Genomic DNA, 19981 nt, shown 5'->3' with positions numbered 1-19981 from the left:
GTGTTTCTTAGACTATTGCTTCACATCCAATTGTCGCCGCATGCAGACAGGATGACAACGCATTTGATGGAGTCAATATGGCCTACCTGTCCCGCACTGCCGGTGCCGTCCTGCTGGCACTGAGCACGTTTGCCAGTGCCCAAACACCTGCTGCCATGCCAAAGGACGCACCCGAACTGCTGGACGTGGGCCCGTACCGGGTGCAGCTGGCCAGCCTGGGCACCGGCCCCTACACCGTCATCTTCGAGTCCGGCTTCGGGCGCGACCTGAACGTGTGGCGCGATGTCGCGCCGCAGGTGGCCAGGTCGAACAAGGTGATCACGTACTCGCGCGCCGGCCATGGCCGCTCGGAGGCACGCCCCGGGACGCCCACCGTGGCCAGCCGTACCGATGAACTGGAACAAGTGATCGCCGCGGCAGGGGTGCGTCCACCCTTTGTGCTGGTTGGCCATTCCTACGGCGGCTTCCTGATTCGCAGCTACGCCGCACGCCATCCGGCCCAGATTGCCGGCATGGTGTTTGTCGACCCCAGCGACGAGCACCAGAACACCGAGCTGCGCAAGCTCGATGCGGCCGCGGTCGACAACGACGCCCGCCTGCTGGTGCAATACATGCCGCCCAAGTTCCAGCCCGAACTGGCCCAGGTACAGGCCATTCTCGACAGCGGCAACCTGCCCCTGGCCGGGCCCTTGCCGGATGTGCCGGTCGTGGTGCTCACATCCGTCCAGCGCCGCGAGCAGCCCCAGCTCTTTTTGGAAACCCCGGCAGCCGTCGACGTCTGGCGCGATCTGCATGCACGCTTCTTTCGCGGCTTCAGGCGCGGCAGCCACGTGGTGACGCCCGATAGCGGCCACAACATCCACCAGGAAGAACCGCAGCTCGTGGTTGCCGCAATTGCCCAGGTCATTGCAGCGGCCGACACCGCACGCGCTGACGAAGCGGCCGGCAAGAAGTAGCCACCCTGCCAATCCGGCGAGAAGTTACTCCATGGTTTGAACACGATCTGCGCGCCACACGCCAGATGGTGAGGTTGCAAGAATTGCGGCATAATCCCCCGGTTCTTTTGTCCAACCCTGATGTCAACCACGAGTAGCGAACCAATGGACCTGATCCCCAGCACCATCCTCACCGGCTTTCTCGGCGCGGGCAAGACCACCCTGCTCAACCGCATCCTGCAGGAAGACCACGGCATGCGCATCGCCGTCATCGAGAACGAATTCGGTGAAGAAAACATCGACAACGAAATCCTGGTGCAGGACTCCGGCGAGCAGATCATCGAGATGAACAACGGCTGCATCTGCTGCACCGTGCGTGGCGACCTGATCGAGGCACTCAACAGCCTGGCAAAGAAACGCGCCGCTGGCGAGATCAGTTTTGACCGCGTCGTCATCGAAACGACGGGCCTGGCCAATCCGGGCCCGGTGGCGCAGACCTTCTTCGTCGACGAAGAAGTTGGCGCCCACTACCTGCTCGACGCCGTCGTGACCGTGGTCGACGCCCGCCACGCGATGGAACAATTGACGGCGCACGAAGAAGCCCAGCGCCAGGTGGGCTTTGCCGACAAGATCCTGCTGTCCAAAACCGACCTGGTCGATGCTGCCGCCGTCGATGCGCTCAAGGCGCGCCTGCAGCGCATCAACCCGCGCGCCCCGATCGCCACGAGCGACTTCGGCCGCGCGCCGATTGCCGACGTGCTCGACCTGCGCGGCTTCAACCTGAACGACAAGCTGGACATCGACCCCGATTTCCTGCGTGTCGATGGTGAAGACGGGCACGATCACGACCATGATCACAAGCATGAGCATGGCGCCGATTGTGGCCACGGTCACGACCACGTGCACGATGCGTCGTGCAGCCACGATCATCATCACAGCCACCACAGCGACGACATCGCCGCGTTCGTGTTCAAGAGCGAGCGCGCATTCGACCCGGAGCGCCTGGAACAATTCCTCGGCAGCCTGGTCCAGGTCTTCGGCCCGCAAATGCTGCGCTACAAGGGTGTATTGCGGATGGATGGCGTCGATCGCAAGGTCGTGTTCCAGGGCGTGCACCAGATCATGGGCAGCGACGTGGGACCGAAATGGGGGGAGAATGAAACGCCCGCCACCAAGATGGTCTTTATTGGTAAAAATTTACCAAAAGACGTATTTATCCGCGGACTGGAACAGTGTTTGGTATAAACTGCATCAGTTTGACTGGCCATGCAGGCATGTCCGGCGCCATGCGTCGACAGTTTGCCAGGCCGGGCCGCACGGACCGCCACGACGCGCTTCAAACAGCCAGTGGTGAACCGCCCTTGCCGCCCATGCGGCGCGGACGGAGATAGGATGGCGTACCGTCGTCATCAAGGCAGCCTGCCCGGCATGCACCCATTTGTGCGGTGTTGCTGATTGGCAAGCTGATAAAATGCAAACCTCTGTCGTATCGAAGGCATCATGACTAAAACAACGAAACCGAATACCGCCCAGTCCGACGAACGCCTCCTGACGGAAGACGAGATTCGCGCGATGAGCGAGGGCGACTACATGAATGCGGCCCAGCTCGCATTCTTCAAGAATCGTCTGCAGGAACTCGAGCGCGAACTGCTCAAGAACGCTGGCGAAACCACGGAACACCTGCGCGAAACCGTGCTGGTTCCCGATCCGGCCGACCGCGCAACCATCGAAGAAGAACATGCGCTCGAACTGCGCACCCGCGACCGTGAGCGCAAATTGCTCAAGAAAGTCCAGCAATCGATCCAGTCGATCGACGGCGGCGAATACGGCTGGTGCGAAGAAACCGGCGAGCCGATCGGCATCCCGCGCCTGATCGCCCGTCCGACCGCCACGCTGTCGCTGGAAGCCCAGCAGCGTCGCGAACTCAAGCAGAAGCTGTACGGCGACTGATTGGCGTGCGTGCTGAACAGCGATTCAGCACCGACCAGAAAGCATGCGACCTCGTCGCATGCTTTTTTTGTTTGCAGACACCATTTCTTGATGTTTGTAACGACGCATGACAGCTGCCGTCCTGGTCATGCGTACACGCTACAATTGCTCAATATCCTACCAACATTGCCCTTCGGCTACACTGACGCCCGGCCACGTGTGCTCAGCATCCGTCGCCGGGGTCCGTGCTAAGGTCATGGTGGACACGTTATCGAGACAACGGTGAGCATGGGGCTTTTTTCCTTCCTGAAGAAAAAGAACGATGCGGTGGCCGCGCCCAGCTGGCCGCCCCCCGAGTCGCGCCTGCGCGGCGAACCGTCACGCCTGGCGTCCGACGCGGAGCGCGAACGCCAGCGTGAAATCGCCCGCGCCACCGCTGCCAAGATCGACGAAATCGAACTCGAATTTGCGTCCGACATGTTCGATGACGAGCCGGCCTGGGACAGTGGCCGCCGTCCCGCCAACGGCGTCACGGCGGCCGCCGTGCCCGATCCCGACGACATTCCCGACCAGGCCGCTGCGCCCGCGAGCGCTCCGGCGGTCGACGAAAGCGCCATCCTGTACGCCAACGGCCAGAGCGCCGCGGCCGAACACTTGCTGCGCGAGTCGCTCGCGACGCTGGGCCGCCACGAACGCCTGCCATGGTGGATGCTGTTCGATCTGTACCAGGCCGATGGCCGCGAAGAACTGTTTGAGAGCATCGCCATCGATTACGCCAGCCACTTCGAAACCTCGCCGCCCACCTGGAAGCCGCTCGCGCCCACCTCGGTGGCGAGCCAGCCGGCACAGGGACTGACCGCCACCGAAACCTTCGACACGCTGCTGGATGCAACCGTCGCGCCCCGCCTGCGCCGCGTGCTCGACGCGCGGGCGCCAAACGTGCGGCTCGACTTCGGCAAGGTGCGCAGCATCGACACAGACGGCGCCGACTGCCTGCTGACCGCCCTGCAAACGCTGCGCGCGAGCGACCGCGGCCTGGTATTGGCCGGGGCCGACACCCTGATCACGACGCTGCGCCCGATGCTCGTCATCGGCAAGCGCGGGGCCAGCCCGGCGCCGTGGCTGCTGCTGCTCGAACTGCTGCTGCTGACCAACCGCGAAAAGGATTTCGAAGAAGCGGCAATGGATTACTGCGTCACCTACGAAGTCTCGCCGCCCTCGTTCGAAGCGCCCCGCCACGTCTCGACGGCCGCACCGGCCCCAAGTCACGGCGACCGCTTCATGTTGCCTGCCATGATCACCAGCCCCGAACCAGCGCTGCTGGCGGCCATCGACGCCTACGCCGCAGAGCGCGAAACACTCGTGCTCGACTGCTCACGGCTGGCGCGCATCGACTACGTCGGCGCCGTCAGCCTGCTGGCGCGGCTCGCTGGACAGGCAGCAACCGGCCGCACGGTCGAGCTGCGCGAACTGAACCATCTCGTGGCCGCCCTGCTACGGCTGCTGGGCGCCGGCGAGAGCGTACGGCTCTATCCTCACCGCTACTGACGCTACAGCACACCAAAAACCCGGGTCACGATCTTAAAAGCCGGGGTCAGGTCTGACATTCGGACACGAGCTCTACCGAAAAGCCGGGGTCAGGTCTGACATTCGGACACGATCTCGACAGTCAGGTAGCCGGCACTAGTTGGCACTGGGCCATTCGGATACTGGGCAAAACACTGTTGGAAGTGGCGAAGGCCGAGGTCGTGTCTGAATGTCAGACCTGACCCCGGCTGTGTGGCTGTATAAAGCTGAGGTCGTGTCCGAATGTCAGACCTGACCCCGGCTGTGGCAGCGCATTGGTATTTCCCGTTCGGATAATCTTGCAATCCTGCGCACGGTCCCCACCTGCTGGTAGCCAGACAATCACGAGGTAAAAATGGAACAATTTCACGGTACAACCATCGTCAGCGTACGCCGCGGCAATCAGGTCGCGCTCGGCGGCGATGGGCAGGTCACGCTCGGTAACGTCGTCATGAAGGGCTCGGCCCGCAAGGTGCGCAAGCTGTATCAGGGCAAGGTCCTGTGCGGTTTTGCCGGCGGCACCGCCGACGCCTTCACGCTGCTCGATCGCTTCGAGGGCAAACTTGAAAAGCACCAGGGCAACCTGCTGCGCGCCTCGGTCGAGCTGGCCAAGGACTGGCGCACCGACCGCGTGCTGCGCCGCCTGGAAGCCATGCTGCTCGTGGCCGACCGCGAGTCCACCCTGATCATCACCGGCAACGGCGACGTGCTCGAGCCGGAAGACGGCATCGGCGCGATCGGCTCCGGCGGCATCTATGCCCAGTCGGCCGCCAAGGCCCTGTACGAGAACACCGACATGGCGCCTGCCGAAGTGGTCAAGAAGGCGCTGACCATCGCAGGCGAACTGTGCATCTACACGAATATGTCCCACATCATCGAGACCCTGGATTGATATGAACAGCTTCATGAACATGACCCCACCCGAAATCGTCTCCGAGCTGGACAAGCACGTCGTCGGCCAGGGCAAGGCCAAGAAAGCCGTCGCGATCGCGCTGCGTAACCGCTGGCGCCGCCAGCAGGTCGACGAATCGCTGCGCTACGAAATCACGCCGAAGAACATCCTGATGATCGGCCCGACGGGCGTCGGCAAGACCGAGATCGCGCGCCGCCTGGCCAAGCTGGCCGATGCGCCGTTCATCAAGATCGAAGCGACCAAGTTTACCGAGGTCGGCTATGTCGGGCGCGACGTCGACACCATCATCCGCGACCTGATCGACATCGGCATCAAGCAGACCCGCGCCAGCGAAGCGAAGAAAGTGCGCCAGCGCGCCGAAGACGCGGCCGAAGACCGCATCATCGACATCCTGGTACCGCCGGCACGCGACTTTGGCTTCAACACCGCCAATACGCCGGACAGCAAGGAAGGTGACGCCACGCGCCAGACCTTCCGCAAGCGCCTGCGCGAAGGCGCGCTCGACGATCGCGAAATCGAGATCGAAGTCTCCGATGCGGCGCCGCAGATGGAAATCATGGCGCCGCCGGGCATGGAAGAAATGACCGAGCAGATCAAGTCGATGTTTGCCGGCGCCAACGGTGCACGCAAGAAGCCGCGCAAGCTCAAGATCCAGGAAGCCATGAAGATCCTGATCGACGAAGAAGCCGGCAAGCTCCTCAACGAAGACGAGCTCAAGCAAAAGGCCATCGCCAACGTCGAGCAGAACGGCATCGTGTTCCTCGACGAGATCGACAAGATCGCGACCCGCTCCGAGCACGGCGGCGCCGATGTCTCGCGCGCCGGCGTGCAACGCGACCTGCTGCCGCTGGTCGAGGGCACGACGGTCAACACCAAGTACGGGATGATCAAGACTGACCACATCCTGTTCATCGCATCGGGCGCGTTCCACCTGTCCAAGCCATCGGACCTGATCCCCGAGCTGCAGGGCCGCTTCCCGATCCGCGTCGAGCTCGAATCGCTGTCGATCGAAGACTTCAAGAGCATCCTGACGTCGACCCACGCCAGCCTGACCAAGCAATACCAGGCGCTGCTGGCCACCGAAGGCGTGCAGGTCGAGTTCCTGGACGAAGGCATCCATCGTCTGGCCGAGATCGCGTTCTCGGTCAACGAGCGCACCGAGAACATCGGGGCGCGCCGCCTGTACACGGTGATGGAAAAGCTGCTCGAGGAAATCTCGTTTACTGCCGGGTCGGAAAAAGACCAGGTGGTTCGCATCGACGCAGCCTTTGTCAACGAACGGCTCGACGCGCTGGCGGTCAACGAAGACCTGTCACGCTACGTGCTGTAATTTTCTTGCGGGAGGCCGGCATGGCAAACAAGGCATTGGCGACGCGGCAAAAAATGCGGCTGCGGATCGAACCGTCGCAGCAGGCGAGCAAGCCGCGCAATCCCATCGCCGCGCTGGCCAAGGCGCGCGCCGCCGGCCCGCATGCCAAGCCGCTCTCGAGCGAGCGCACTGCCGCCAAGCAGGCGCTCAGGAAGGTCAGGCTGGTGGCCGGCGACGACGACTGACAGGCGCCAGTTCTACTGTGCATACACTCTTTGCGGACACCTCGGTGTCCGTTTTTTTTAGCCCGCGGCGTCCATTCCGGTGTACGTGCCTTGTCCGCACCGTGATTCAACGTTAAAGTCAGCCGTTGTCATTTTCTCTGGATCGCCAATGAGTTCTCCCGATCTGATCCTGGACGCGCTGCGCATACGCTTGCGCGCGGCCGGCATCACGTATAAAACGCTGTCCGAGCGCATTGGCGTGAGCGAGTCGAGCGTCAAGCGCATGTTCGGGCAAAAGGATATGGCGCTGTCGCGCCTGGCGGAGATTTGTCAGGCCACCGGCATTGGCCTGGAAGACCTGCTGCGCGGGGCGATCGAGGCGCGGCCCCAGCTCGATGCGCTGAGCCTGACGCAGGAACGCTCCATTGTTGCCAACCCGCGCCTGCTGTTGATGGCGATCTGCTGCCTGGGCCACTGGAGCATCGAACAGATCATCGAGACCTACGACCTGACCGAGGCCGAGTGCATCACGCTGCTCGCCGAGCTCGACCGGCTGGGCCTGATTGAACTGAAACCGCTGAACCGCTATCTGCTGCGGGTGTCGAATGCATTCCGCTGGCTGCCGGATGGTCCGGTGCAGCATTTCTTCCGCGAGAACGTGGTGAACGATTATTTCTCGGGCCGCTTCGATGGGGCTGGCGAAGCACTGCTGTGCCTGCCGGCGCGGCTGTCGCCGGCCAGTGCGCTCGAACTGTCGTTGAAGATTGATCAACTGGCGGCCGAACTGGCGCGGCTGCACCGCAACGACCGGCGCCTGCCAGCCGACGAGCGCAAGGGGCATACGCTGCTACTGGGCTTCCGGTCGTGGGAACTGGCGGCGTTTACGGCATTGCGGCGCTAAGCGGCGGCGGCTGCTGATGCGCGGCCACGCTGCCGACACCGAGCCGATTACATCACCGGCCGCTCTCCGTTCATTGGCTGCGCGTTCTGTGGCATCTGCGGCTGGCCCGGGTTGTCCTGCTCCGGTGGTGGATCGCGGGGCTGACCCTGCATGCCTTGTTGATTGGCGTCCGGTGGTGCGCTCTGCATCATCGGCGGCGCGCTGACCACGCCCGGCGCCATTTGCGGCTCCATCACCGGCTGCGGCGGCATCGCGCGCGGCACCGGCTGGCTGATCGCACTCGACTGGCCGGCATCGGGCGCCAGTTCGACGCGCTTCATGACACCGTTATCGGACAACATCACATAACGCCGATGCACTTCGGCCACCACGATGCCGGGCGCGATCTCGCGGCCGATGCGCACTGCTTTCGGCAGCGATCCGTCGGCCACCAGGATCACGGCGCTGTTGGCGCCGGCCGAGACCACGCCAGTCAACTGAAAACTGGAAATTGCCACTGTCGGCTGCCCGCCAAACAGCGTGGCCGCGGCTTCCGGACTCGGCTCTGGCTGGGTCGCCAGCGGCGCTGCAGCCAGCGGGCGCTGCTCGGGCTTGTACAGCTGCAGCACCCAATAGGCGCTGGAAGCGGCCAGCACGATCAGGGCCAGCAGGCTCAAAAGAAGGGGCAAACGCTTGTTCATGGTGTCTTTCGCATCTCGGTCATTGGCATCGCTACGCGATTGTCTTATTGCACCAGCTGATTGATTTCGATGATCGGCATCAGGACGGCCAGCACGATCAGCAGCACGACCAGGCCCATCGCCAGGATCAGCACAGGCTCGAGCAGGCCGGCGATGGTCAGCGTGCGGCGCTCGAGATCGGCCTGCTGCGAATTGGCGGCCCGTTCGAGCATGGCCGGCAGTTCGCCGGTGATTTCGCCGGCGCGGATCATGTGCACGAGCATCGGTGGAAACAGCTTTTGCGCCGACAGCGCGCGCGCCAGGCTCACGCCTTCGCGCACGCTGGCCGTGGCCTGCTCGACCAGTTCGGCCATCGCCACGTTCGACAGCGTCTCGCGGCTGGTGTCGAGCGCGCGCAGGATCGGCACGCCCGAGCCGGTGGTGATCGCCAGCGTGCTGGCAAAGCGCGCGGTGTTCAGGCTGCGCTCGAACTTGCCGTAGATGGGCGCGGTCAGCAGCCACGTGTGCCAGCGGCGCTTGAGCACCGGATTGCGCAGTGCGCGCCGCCACAGCCAGAACGCGCCGGCAATCAGGATGCCGACATAGATGCCATACGCGCGCACGAAGTCGGACACGGCCAGCATGACGACCGTGAGAAATGGCAGCTTCTGCTTGGTGTTGGCAAACACCGAGACGATCTGCGGCACCACGTAGGTGAGCAGGAAAATCACGATCGCGAACGCGACCACGGTGACGATCGCCGGATACGTAAACGCCAGGCGCACCTTCTGCACAAGAGCATTGCGGCGCTCGATGTAGTCGGCCAGGCGCGAGAGCACGCGCGACAGTTGGCCGATCTGTTCGCCCGAGCCGACCAGCGCCCGGTAAATCTCGGCGAAGTCGCGCGGGTGGTGCGTCAGGGCGGTGGAAAAGGCCGAGCCGCCGATGACTTCGGCGCGGATCGACGCGACCAGGTCGCGCACGTACGGGCGCTCGGCCTGTTCGAGCAAGGCGGTAAAGGCTTGCTCGAGCGGCAGGCCGGCCTCGAGCAGGCTGGCCAGCTGGCGCGTGAACAGCGCCAATTCGTTTTGCGACAGGCGCTCGCCGATGCCGCGCGAGCGGGCCACGCCGGCGGCGTCGAGCTGGGCCGCGATGGCTTCGACGCTCAGCGGCGTCAGGCCCTGCGCGCGCAGGTCAGCGCGCGCGGCGCGCGGGCTGTCGGCGTTGACCACGCCCTTGCGGGTGGCGCCCCCGTTGTCGACGGCCTCGTAACGAAATGCCGGCATCGGTTAGTCCTTGGTCACGCGCACGATTTCGGCCCGTGTGGTGGTGCCATCGAGCAGCCAGCGTTCGCCGTCCTCGCGCATGGTCTTCATGCCCACGCCCAGCGCCGCAACGCGGATGTCGGCTTCGGATGCCCGGTTGTGGATCTGGGCGCGGATCTGGTCGGTGGTTTCAAGCAGCTCGTAGACGCCGACGCGGCCGTGGTAACCGGTGTGGCCGCAGCGCTCGCAACCGACCGCGTGCCAGGTCGTGCCGTCGAAGGTCTTGCACTGCGAGCAGAGCTTACGCACGAGGCGCTGGGCCATCACGCCCAGCAGCGACGAGGACAGCAGGAACGGTTCGATGCCCATGTCGAGCAGGCGCGTTACGGCCGAGGCCGCATCGTTGGTGTGCAGCGTGGCCAATACCAGGTGACCCGTCAGCGACGCCTGCACGGCGATCTGCGCCGTTTCCAGGTCGCGGATCTCGCCGATCATGATGATGTCAGGATCTTGCCGCAGGATAGCGCGCAGCGCTTTTGCGAACGTCATGTCGATGCGGGCATTGACCTGGGTCTGGCCGACGCCGTTCAGGTCGTACTCGATCGGGTCTTCGACCGTCATGATGTTGGCCGTCGCCGCGTTCAGGCGCGACAGCGCCGCATACAGCGTCGTGGTCTTGCCCGAGCCGGTCGGGCCCGTGACCAGCACGATGCCGTGCGGCTGGTTGATCAGGCGGTCGAACTGCGGCAGCAGGTCGCTGGCCATGCCCAGGTGCGACAGGTCGAGGCGCCCTGCCTCTTTGTCGAGCAGACGCAGCACGGCGCGCTCGCCGTGGCCGGTCGGCAGCGTCGAGACGCGCACGTCGACTGGCTTGCCACCCACGCGCAGCGTGATGCGGCCATCCTGCGGCAGGCGTTTTTCGGCGATGTCGAGCTGCGACATGATCTTGATACGCGAGATCAGCGACGCGTGGATGGCCTTTTTGGGCCGCACGATATCGCGCAGCGCACCGTCGATGCGAAAGCGCACGACCGACGTCTGCTCGAACGGCTCGATGTGGATATCGGACGCGCCTTCGCGCAGCGATTGCGTGAGCAGCGCATTGATCATGCGGATCACCGGCGCGTCGTCGGACGATTCGAGCAGGTCTTCGATCGCCGGGACGTCCTGCAGCAACTTGGTCAGGTCGAGATCGGCGTCGAACTCGTCGACCACCTGCGACGCGTCGTTGCCGCCGCCGGCATACGCGCCGGCGATGACTGTGTCGAGCTCGTCCTTGTCCATCCGGCGCAGCTGGATGCGGCCGAAGCGGCGCGACACCTCGGCGATGGCGGCCGGCGCGGTCGCGCTGGAGACCAGCACTTCGACGCTCTGGCCCGGTTCGCCAGTGCCGCGCGCCAGGACGACGTGGTCACGGGCGAACGCGTAGGGCAAGAGATTGGTCATCTGATTACTCCCGGTTCGGTGGCGTCACCGGGCGAAACTGCGAGGCGGGCACGGCGGTGCCGGATGCTGCGCCTGGTGCAGTTTCTGCAGCATTGCTCGCCGGGTTCGCAGAGCTTGAACGCGAGGCGCCCGGACGATTGGCCGCACCATCGTTCGAGGCGCCCGGCGCGGCGTTGGCCGGGGGCGGCGCCTGGACCGGCACGGTGGCCATGCTGCCACCTGCCGGCGGCTGACCACTGACCAGCGGCGGCAACAGCGGCGCGCCCAGGTCACGCAGCAGCGGCGACGTTTCTGGCCGGCCGGCAGCGCCAGCGGCGCGCATGAATTCGTAGCGGTCCATCGCGATCGAGTTCGATGCATCCTTGCTGCGCACCACGACCGGGCGCAGGAATACCATCAGGTTGGTCTTGTTGCGCGTGCGGGTGCGGTACTTGAACAGGTTGCCCAGCACCGGGATGTCGCCCAGGCCGCGCACTTTTTCTTCGCCGTCGCCCTCGGTGTCTTCGATCAGGCCGCCCAGCACGATGATCTGGCCATCGTCGGCCAGCACATTGCTTTCGATGGCGCGCACATTGGTCGTCAGGCCCGAGGCCAGGTTGCGGGTGGACGCATCGACGCTCGAATTCTCGTGGTAGATGGCCATCTTGATGGTGCCGCCTTCCGAGATCTGCGGGCGCACCTTGAGCAGCAGGCCCACGTCTTGCCGTTCAACCGTCTGGAACGGGTTGCCGCTGTTGTTGCCCGACGTGGTGTACGAACCGGTAATGATCGGGACGTTCTGGCCGACCTTGATGGTGGCCAGTTCGTTGTCGAGCGTGATCAGGTTTGGCGTCGACAGGATGTTGGCGTTGCCATCGTTTTCCAGTGCGCGGGCCACGGCGCCCAGGCCGAGCTCGCCGCCGATCTGGCGGAACAGGCCGAAGGTCAGGCCCGACGGCACGCTTGGCGTGGTCGTCGCGCTGGTCCCCTGGCTGGCAGCCAGCGCCAGGTTGACGATGCTGCTGCTCGAGCCGCCGCCCGTGTAGTTCTGCAAGCCGCCGAAACGGTATTTGCTGTCGGAGTCGCCCGTCGCGCCAACCCACTGCACGCCGAATTCGGATGCCTTGTTGGACGTGACTTCGACCACCAGTGCCTCGATGTACACCTGGGCCCGGCGCACGTCGAGCTGGTCGATGACCGAGCGCAGATTGCGGTAGACGGCGTCCGGCGCGGTGATGATCAGGCTGTTGGTCGAGGCATCGGCCTGGATGAAGCCGGAACCCTGGCCGCCACCGGCGCCGCCCGCATTGGCGGTGAGCTGGCTTTGCTGGCCGAACGTGTTGCCGGTGCCACCCATGCCGGTGCTGCTCTGCTGGCCTTGCTGGCCGCCCAGCCCGCCGGCGCCGCTGCCGCCCTGCCCGCTGCCGGTGCCCGACGTGATCGAGCTGCCCGACGTGCCCTGCTGCTGCACCGGCACGGCCGACGCGTCTTGCGAGACAACAGCGCGCAGCGTCTGCGCGACGCGGCTGGCGTCGGCGTTTTTCAGGTAGACGACGTGGATATTGCCGCGGCTGGAGCTTTCCTGATCCAGGCGCGCGATCAGGCTCTTGGCCAGGTTGGCGCGGGCCTGCGACGGCGCGCGCACGATGACCGCATTGGTGCGCGGATCGGCCAGCACCGTGACGCGGCCCGAGTCGCCGCCCGCAGCCGGTTCCATCAGGCGCGTGACGAGTTGCGCGATATCGCTGGCGATGGCGTTGCGGATCGGAATCACGTCGAGCTCGGCCGCCACCGGCGCGTCGAGCGCGGCGATGATGCGCGCCAGGCGGCGCAGATTGTCGGCGTAATCGGTCACGACCAGGGTGTTGTTGCCCGGGTTGGCAATGATCGAGTTGTTCGGCGAAATCAGCGGGCGCAGCACGGCGGTGAGGTTGGCCGCCGATTCGTACGACAGGTAGAACACCTGCGTGGCAATCTGGTCGCCGGTAGCCTTGCTCGAGCGCACGCCGCCCACTTGCGTGGGTGACGATTGCAGCTTGGCTTCGGCCTCGGGCACCACCTTGGCATAACCGTCGCCGCTGGTGACCACTGCGAAGCCCTGCAGGCGCAGCGTCGACGTGAGCAGGCCAAAGGCTTCGCTCTTGCTGAGCGACTTTTCGGACACCAGCGTCAGCGTGCCTTTCACGCGCGGGTCGATGATGAAGGTCATGCCGGTGTAGTGGCCGATCGCCTTGATCACCGATTCGATGTCGGCATTCACGAAGCTGAGCGCTGCGGCATTCGCAGTCTCTTGCGCGGAGGCGGACAATGGCAGCGCCAGGGTCGTGACGGCGGAGGCGGCGCAGCACAGCATGGCGCCGGCGGCAAGACGGCGCAGGGCCGGAAGTTCAAGGTGCGCGAAGGTGGTGTGGTCTGTTTTCTTCATTATCTGAACTCGAGTGCGATTACGTTTTTGCCGTTCACCATCCGGCGCTGTCCCAGCAGATTCAACATGGTTCCCAGAGTGTCTTCATAGCCATCGGCGGCCGCTGCCTGGCCTGAAAAGCGCAGGCGGCCGTTCTGCAATGTGCCCGCGCCCGACAGCAGCAGGGCGCCGCGCACGGTACGCAGCGTCAGATCGGCCTGCGGTCCGCGCCAGTCCATGATCATTTCGTAGCTGCCCAGCGGCTTGATGGGCGACATGCGCGAACCCATGTCGCTCATCGACAGCGTGGTACGACCCTGCAGCGTCACGATGTTTTGCTGGCGCAGCAGGTCAAGCGTATTCCAGGAAAGCCGGATGCGCCCACTCGGCGCGAGCGTATTGAGCGGCGCGCCCAGGCCGGACAACCCCTCGGCTGGCAGCAGGAGTTCGCCGGCATTGACCTGCCACTGCGACCAGCTGCCCTGCACGCGTACCGGGCTGGCCAGCGCCTGCGGATTCTCGAGCGTCATGTTCACATTGCCCAGCACCACCAGTGGCGACAGGGTCCAGGCAAAACGGCCTGGCAGCAATGGCGTAACCGCACCACCCTGGCCCGGCGCCCCGCCAATAAAGGCCGAGCCGCGCCAAAGCGTACCCTGCGCATCCCCCAGCGTCAATCGACCGCCGGTCTGGCGTTCGACCATGGGGCCGAGCCAGGCCGCCGGCAGGAATGCCAGCACCGTTGCCACCACGGCCAGCGCCACCAGCAGGCCCCACGTCAGCGCCCGCCTCATGCAGCCGGCTCGGTGCTTTGACGCAGCGTGAGCGTGGCATCGACCTGGCCAAGGGCATCCTTGGCGGTAAATTGCGCGTCCTGCACCAGCAGGCGGCTGTCGCGGCGTTGCGCGTCGAGCCAGGCCATCAGATTGGCGAACGACACGCCATTGAGTTGTACCTTGGTGTATTCGCCACTGACCGACAGCGACGCGGGATTCAGGCCGCTGGCCGTCATGCTGGCGGCCAGCGCCTCGCGCGTGACGGGTGCGACGGCCGGCGCCGGCTGGGCCGCGACGGCCCGTGCTTCGGCCGCCAGCGCATCAAGCTGCGCGGCTTGCTGACGCAGCTCGGGCAGCGCGCGGCGCAATTGTTCGCGGCCGGTCAGCGCCGGCTCAAGCAGCACCAGGTACAGCAGCGTCAGCGCCACCACGCCGCCGCCGACGAGCAGGAACTTGCGTTCTTGCGCGGTGCGCGCGCTCCAGTAGCCGCCCACGCGTTCGCGCAGACCGCTCAGTTTGCCGATGGCGCTCATGGCTTGGCTCCTGTGCTGCGGATCAGCCAGGTGGTCGCGTCGGGCGACTCCAGGCTGAGGTTACGTGACGACAGGGACGCGCGGAGCTGGTCGGCCATGCCGGGGTTGGTGGACTCTGGTTTGACGCGCACGGTGAGGGTCCGTTCGCGGTAGTCGATTGATGCAATCGCAGGCGGCACGCCCAGTGTGCGTGTCGCTTCGCCGAAGGCGGCGGCCATCCAGTTGAACTCGTTGCCGGCCACCTGGCCGCTGCCGGCCTTGGCGCGATCGATGTTCTGGCGCATCTGCGCGACCGGATCGATGGCCGGCTGGTTCGGGTACACCGAGCGGAATGTTTGGCTCATCTGCAGGCGCACGGCATCGGCTTCGCGCTTCAGGCCCAGCCATTCGACATTCAGGCCGATCAGGTTGATCGCCACGGCCGCCAGCGCCAGGCGGATCGGCCAGCGCCAGCGGCGCCAGTCGCGCTGCGCGACGCCGGCCGTGCCCAGGCCCGGCACCAGGTCGAGCACGGGGCCGGTGCTGCCCCTGGCGCCGGCGATCCAGTGCGCCCAGTCATCGCTTTCCAGCGTGATGCCGGGGCCGGCTTCGGCCACCAGCGCATTGTATTCACCCAGCTGTTCACGGTCGACGTACAGCACCAGCGGTGCATCGCCCGACAGTGCGCGCGCCGTTTGCAAGGCCATCACCGGGCTGCCGTCGAGCGCCAGGCCCAGGCCGTCATATTGGCTTTGGCGCAGGATCAGTTCGCCGTTGCCGACGGCGGCGCTGACGCTGCCCGGATGCAGCGGCAGGCACAGTTGCTCGGGGATGGCCGCGATCTGGCGCGCACCGAGCGCGAGCAGCGCGCGCACGAGCGGCTCGAGCCAGGCCTGCTGCACCACGGCCACCGGCCGGCGGCCATCGGGCTGCACGGGGCCGGCTACCAGCACGCAATCGAGCGGGTCGCCCAGGATATGTTCTTCAACGAGCGCCGGCAGCGCCGCGCGCAGGCGGGCGCCGGCCAGCGGCGGGGCCTGCACGGACAGCAGCGTGACGTCGCTGGCGGCCAGCACCAGCACCACACGCCGGCTGGCGGCAACGGCGTCGCCCAGATTGCGCAGCACGCCCTCGCCCTGCTGGCCGATGACGCCGTTGTCGCCGACCAGCGCAAAGCGGCACAGGGCGCCTTCGCCCTGGCTGCGTGCCGGATGCCGGATATAAAGAGTACTCAAACTGTCTCGCTTTCTTCTCAGTTCTGGCGGGTCCAGATCACGTTCACACTACCGGAATTGACCAGATTGCCGCCGACTCGCACCAGCGACTCGGCATCCAATGCGGCCCGGTCGAGCCGGATCCGGCTCTGCACCAGGAAATACGTGCTCTTGACGGTGATCTTCGGCTGGACCTCGGGCTGCGGATTCTGCAACGAGGTCTTGAACTTCTCGACGTCGGCCCACGGCACGCGCTGGCGCTGCGCGACGATCGAATTGGCTTCGGCCATCGAACTTCCCGGCAGCACGGCGGCCAGTACCTCAGGCGCCGCAGTATTGACATTCACATCCGTATTCGATGCCGGCAGCACGATGACGAACGGCCGCAGCCGCTCGACCGCTTCGGGCTTGAGACCTGACACCATCAGCAAATCATCGACCCGCTCCAGCCGCATCGGCGCCCCCGTGCGCGGCTTCTGGGCTACCGGGGTTGTACCTTCTTGCGGCGGCTCGGCGACCAGGGGCTGACCGGCAGCAACAAACTCGGCAATCGGCTGCGCCAGCCGCGCTTCGAGGCGCAGATTGGTCAGCAGCCTGCGCATGACTTCGATCTCTGCCTTGTCAGGCGTGCCGCCCTTGGCCAGATTGTTCAGATTGTAACGCGCCGTGGCGTCCAGAACCTGCCCGGACAGCGACGCATCGAAGTTTTCGCCCTGGATCCGCTCACGCTCGATGTACTGGTCGAGCCGGGTTTCGGCCAGTGGCGTGGCCCAGACCTGGTCAAGCGAGGTGTAGTTGCTATTGTTATTGACGCGCAAAATCACGCTGGCCCAGTCGAGCGCGCCGCGCTGGATCCACCTGGTCTGCGACTGCAGGCGCTGGTTTTCCATCGAGCGTACCTGCACCTGCTGCTGCCAGAACAGGCTGGCAACAATGGAGATGGCCAGCGTGGTCAGCAGCATGGCGGTGACGACGGCAACGCCCCGCTGGTGTCTGAGGTGGCGATGCATCAGGTGCCTCCCAGCAGGAATGCCTTGACCATCGGCTGGGCCAGGCCCTGCACGGTCAGCGCCACCTGCACGCCGGTCGGATCTTGCGCGTTTTTGGCAGGCGACTCGTTCGAGGCGGGATCCGGCGCCCCGCCGCCCACGGCCGTGGGTTCGTTGCGCCAGGCATTGTTCTGCCAGCCCTGCACCTGCATGCCGACCACGCCAACCTGCAGCACGACGGACGGCGCATTCTCGGCCGCTGCATCGGATGCGATGGCTTGCCACAGCTGCTCGATCTGGATCAGGTCGCGCGTGCCGGGCGACTCGCGCCGCACCAATTTTCCTTCGACGACGCGGTAGCTCACCACTTGCAGGCGCGACGGTTCGTTCTCGACAAACACCTTGCGCACGAGGATCAGGCGGTCGGTATCCCACAGCAGCGCGGGACGACCGGCCATGATGTCGTTGCCGGCCGCGTGCTCGCAATCGTTTTCCATCTGGGCAAAGGCGAGCTGCATGCCGCGCGTGGTTTCCATGTCGGCAGTCAGCGCCACGCGCGCGCGGACGATGCCGTCCAGGCCGCGCCAGCCGAGCACGGCCACCATGGCGAGGATGGCGATCGCCACCAGGAGCTCGACCAGGGTAAAGCCTGCAGGGCGCCTGCTGCTCGGGATCCGCGTCATACCGGGGAAGGCCTCAGAACCAGTTGGATCAGTTTGACAATCCGGCGGCCAGGCTTGTCGACGTCAAACACGGAGACTTCGATCCTGCGCAATAGCGGGTTCGGGCTGGTCAGGACTTCTTCTTCGCACATCAGGTTCAGGCCGCCTTGCGGGCACGGGAAGCTGCGCTTGCCCACTTCGGGGAACTCGCGCCCCAGACGGATTTGCACGAGCCGGTTCTCGGCCGACCAGGTCGCCATCATCGATGCGCGCAAGCCCTGGCTGTTCGAGGTCAGACTGCCGACCGCGCGCAGGCCGGCGGCCAGCGCCGTGCCGACGATGACGAGCGCCACCAGCACTTCGAGCAGCGTAAAACCGGCAGCAGGTCGGGAAACGGGGCGCATGGTGACGGAGAATGTCATTCGACAGTGAAGTGGCCGACGCCGTCGGCGCGGATCGCGACCGTGTTGCCGCCTTTGGCCATCGTCAGCACGAATGGCCGGTCGACCGGCTCGCGCCCGAACGTGATGCGCAGCATGTCGGGGTTGCCGGTACCAGATGGTTCCAGAATCAACTGCAGGGGTGAATTCTTGAATTCACGCTCGCGCAGCAGGTCGTCGCGCGTGACCGGCTCCCAGCCGGCGTCGCCGCGCACCATGAAGCGGTAGCGGTCGCCATTGGCCTCGAACGCGACCAGGCGGTTGCGCACGATCGCTTCGTCGCGCGCCAGTTGCAGCAGCAGCGCCAGGCGCTGCGCTTCTTTATCGAGATCCTGGCGCGGACTCGGGATGGCGTTGAGCGTGGCCATGCCCAGCGTGAGGCCGATGATGACCATCACGACCAGCAGCTCCACCAGGGTGAAGCCGCGTGTGCGCGCTGTGCGCATGGCCGGCATGGAAATAACTTAGTCCCAGGAACCGACGTCGGTGTCTTCGCCAGTACCGCCCGGCTGCCCGTCGGCGCCGTACGAGAACACGTCGACTTCGCCCTTGACGCCCGGCGACAGGTATTGGTAAGCGTTACCCCATGGGTCTTTCGGCAGTTTCTCGATGTAACCGCCTTCTTTCCAGCCATTGGCCGACGGACCCGAGGTCGGCTTGGTAGTCAGTGCGACCAGGCCCTGCTCGGTGGTTGGGTAGCGCTGGTTGTCGAGCTTGTAGAGCTTGAGCGCCTGCATCATCGTGGCGATGTCGACCTTGGCAGCCGTGACGCGCGATTCACCCGTGCGGCCCAGCAATTTGGGCACGACCAGCGCGCCAAGGATGCCGATGATGACCACGACAACCATGATCTCGACCAGGGTAAAACCGCGTGCACGACCTGTGCTGCGCGTGTTGCGCTGAGTACGTTGAAAATTCATAAGCTCTGTGTGATGACAAGGGAATCGATGGAACCGGCACAGTATAAGCCCGAAATATGACAAGCGTACCTGCGAAAAGTACGCAATTGTAAGTCACGTTCACCTGCACACCACGTTTCGCCATGCCCGTTAAGACACCACTAATCAACAGTGTTGCCGCTCTCACCATGGCGCGCCGCACACACGGGACACGCCGGGTTGCGCGCCACACCGATCGCGGTCCATTCCATGTACTTGCCGTCGAGCATCAAGAGGCGGCCGACCAGCGGTTCGCCGATGGCCATGATGAGTTTCATCGCCTCGGCAGCCTGGACCGCGCCGACGACGCCGACCAGCGGCGCGAACACGCCCATCGTGCTGCATGCCACATCCTCGAAGCCACTGTCTTCGGGGAAAAGGCAGGCGTAGCACGGCGCCGCGGGGCGACGCGCGTCGAACACGGCCAGCTGGCCGTCGAAGCGGATCACGGCGCCCGACACAAGCGGTGTGCCGGCCGCCACGCAGGCCCGGTTGACGGCGTGGCGAGTGGCGAAGTTGTCGCTGCAATCGAGTACGACCGTGGCGGTGCGCGCGAGTTCCACCAGCCGCTCGGGACCGGCGCGTTCGCGCAGGGCGGTGACCTCGATCTCGGGATTGATCGCCAGCAGCGCAGCGCGGCCGGACTCGACTTTCGGCTCACCGATGCGCCCGGTCGTGTGCATGACCTGGCGCTGCAGATTGGTCAGGTCGACGGTGTCGTCATCGACCAGCGTGATGTGGCCGATGCCGCTGGAGGCCAGGTACAGTGCCGCGGGCGAACCCAGGCCACCGGCGCCGATGATGACGACGTGGGCGTCCAGCAGGCGCTGCTGGCCTTCGATGCCGATGTCGTCGAGCAGGATGTGGCGCGAGTAGCGCAGGAGTTGGTTGTCGTTCATGGGGAAAGCGCGGTGGAAGAC

General features: G+C 65.2%; 21 protein-coding genes. 8 read left to right on the top strand and 13 right to left on the bottom strand.

Features of this window, described 5'->3' with window-relative positions; all coding sequences use genetic code 11:
• The first annotated feature begins 77 nt into the window (after positions 1–77).
• The 8 genes from AC56LW_RS20385 (at position 78) to AC56LW_RS20350 (ending at position 7777) form a co-directional block, all read left to right on the top strand.
• Positions 78–956: an alpha/beta fold hydrolase gene (locus AC56LW_RS20385; protein WP_499637157.1), complete on the top strand. Its 879-nt coding sequence runs from the start codon at positions 78–80 to the stop codon at positions 954–956.
• A gap of 144 nt (positions 957–1100) precedes the next feature.
• Complete coding sequence (locus AC56LW_RS20380; protein ID WP_332531931.1) at positions 1101–2180, top strand: CobW family GTP-binding protein; 1080 nt, start codon at positions 1101–1103, stop codon at positions 2178–2180.
• 255 nt (positions 2181–2435) lie between these two features.
• Complete coding sequence (gene dksA, locus AC56LW_RS20375; RefSeq protein WP_183554535.1) at positions 2436–2885, top strand: RNA polymerase-binding protein DksA; 450 nt, start codon at positions 2436–2438, stop codon at positions 2883–2885.
• Between the two features lie 267 nt (positions 2886–3152).
• Complete coding sequence (locus AC56LW_RS20370; RefSeq protein WP_499637155.1) at positions 3153–4412, top strand: STAS domain-containing protein; 1260 nt, start codon at positions 3153–3155, stop codon at positions 4410–4412.
• Positions 4413–4785: 373 nt separating this feature from the next.
• On the top strand, positions 4786–5322 hold the full coding sequence (hslV, locus tag AC56LW_RS20365; RefSeq protein WP_183554537.1) for an ATP-dependent protease subunit HslV: 537 nt from the start codon (positions 4786–4788) through the stop codon (positions 5320–5322).
• 13 nt (positions 5323–5335) lie between these two features.
• Entirely contained in the window at positions 5336–6673 is a 1338-nt protein-coding gene (gene hslU, locus AC56LW_RS20360; protein ID WP_332531928.1) for an ATP-dependent protease ATPase subunit HslU, read from the top strand.
• Positions 6674–6693: 20 nt separating this feature from the next.
• Positions 6694–6897, top strand: a complete 204-nt coding sequence (locus AC56LW_RS20355) for a hypothetical protein (RefSeq protein WP_499637153.1) — start codon at positions 6694–6696, stop codon at positions 6895–6897.
• A gap of 148 nt (positions 6898–7045) precedes the next feature.
• A complete protein-coding gene (locus AC56LW_RS20350) occupies positions 7046–7777 on the top strand; it encodes a helix-turn-helix domain-containing protein (protein ID WP_183554543.1) in 732 nt (243 codons plus the stop codon).
• A 47-nt stretch (positions 7778–7824) separates the two neighbouring features.
• On the opposite strand, the gene AC56LW_RS20345 is transcribed toward AC56LW_RS20350, so the two are convergent.
• The 13 genes from AC56LW_RS20345 to AC56LW_RS20285 form a co-directional block, all read right to left on the bottom strand.
• Complete coding sequence (locus AC56LW_RS20345; RefSeq protein ID WP_499637151.1) at positions 7825–8457, bottom strand: hypothetical protein; 633 nt, start codon at positions 8455–8457, stop codon at positions 7825–7827.
• Positions 8458–8501: 44 nt separating this feature from the next.
• Complete coding sequence (gene gspF / locus AC56LW_RS20340; protein WP_258837063.1) at positions 8502–9722, bottom strand: type II secretion system inner membrane protein GspF; 1221 nt, start codon at positions 9720–9722, stop codon at positions 8502–8504.
• Between the two features lie 3 nt (positions 9723–9725).
• Entirely contained in the window at positions 9726–11147 is a 1422-nt protein-coding gene (gene gspE, locus AC56LW_RS20335) for a type II secretion system ATPase GspE (protein ID WP_183554549.1), read from the bottom strand.
• 4 nt (positions 11148–11151) lie between these two features.
• Complete coding sequence (gene gspD / locus AC56LW_RS20330) at positions 11152–13551, bottom strand: type II secretion system secretin GspD (protein ID WP_499637149.1); 2400 nt, start codon at positions 13549–13551, stop codon at positions 11152–11154.
• Positions 13551–14324 carry a type II secretion system protein N gene (gene gspN / locus AC56LW_RS20325; RefSeq protein WP_499637147.1) on the bottom strand — a complete coding sequence of 258 codons (774 nt, stop codon included), beginning with the start codon at positions 14322–14324 and terminating at the stop codon, positions 13551–13553. Before gspN ends, gspD begins: the two co-directional genes overlap by 1 nt.
• Positions 14321–14839 carry a type II secretion system protein M gene (locus tag AC56LW_RS20320; RefSeq protein WP_183554555.1) on the bottom strand — a complete coding sequence of 173 codons (519 nt, stop codon included), beginning with the start codon at positions 14837–14839 and terminating at the stop codon, positions 14321–14323. Before AC56LW_RS20320 ends, gspN begins: the two co-directional genes overlap by 4 nt.
• Positions 14836–16053, bottom strand: coding sequence for a type II secretion system protein GspL (gene gspL / locus AC56LW_RS20315; RefSeq protein ID WP_499637145.1), 1218 nt, complete (start codon positions 16051–16053; stop codon positions 14836–14838). The genes AC56LW_RS20320 and gspL overlap by 4 nt, the downstream gene beginning before the upstream one ends.
• Positions 16054–16070: 17 nt before the next feature.
• A complete protein-coding gene (gene gspK / locus AC56LW_RS20310; RefSeq protein ID WP_499637143.1) occupies positions 16071–17042 on the bottom strand; it encodes a type II secretion system minor pseudopilin GspK in 972 nt (323 codons plus the stop codon).
• Positions 17042–17704: a PulJ/GspJ family protein gene (locus tag AC56LW_RS20305; RefSeq protein ID WP_332531921.1), complete on the bottom strand. Its 663-nt coding sequence runs from the start codon at positions 17702–17704 to the stop codon at positions 17042–17044. The genes gspK and AC56LW_RS20305 overlap by 1 nt, the downstream gene beginning before the upstream one ends.
• On the bottom strand, positions 17701–18105 hold the full coding sequence (gene gspI, locus AC56LW_RS20300; RefSeq protein ID WP_499637141.1) for a type II secretion system minor pseudopilin GspI: 405 nt from the start codon (positions 18103–18105) through the stop codon (positions 17701–17703). Before gspI ends, AC56LW_RS20305 begins: the two co-directional genes overlap by 4 nt.
• Positions 18102–18569, bottom strand: coding sequence for a type II secretion system minor pseudopilin GspH (gene gspH / locus AC56LW_RS20295; protein ID WP_332531978.1), 468 nt, complete (start codon positions 18567–18569; stop codon positions 18102–18104). The genes gspI and gspH overlap by 4 nt, the downstream gene beginning before the upstream one ends.
• An 18-nt stretch (positions 18570–18587) precedes the next feature.
• Complete coding sequence (gspG, locus tag AC56LW_RS20290) at positions 18588–19043, bottom strand: type II secretion system major pseudopilin GspG (RefSeq protein WP_183554567.1); 456 nt, start codon at positions 19041–19043, stop codon at positions 18588–18590.
• Between the two features lie 140 nt (positions 19044–19183).
• Entirely contained in the window at positions 19184–19960 is a 777-nt protein-coding gene (locus tag AC56LW_RS20285) for a HesA/MoeB/ThiF family protein (protein WP_499637139.1), read from the bottom strand.
• Positions 19961–19981: the final 21 nt, after the last annotated feature.

This window comes from Telluria sp. LT2P80 (assembly GCF_059685955.1).
Note: the sequence above shows the minus strand (reverse complement) of the source record. Positions and strands in the feature narration are given on the sequence as shown.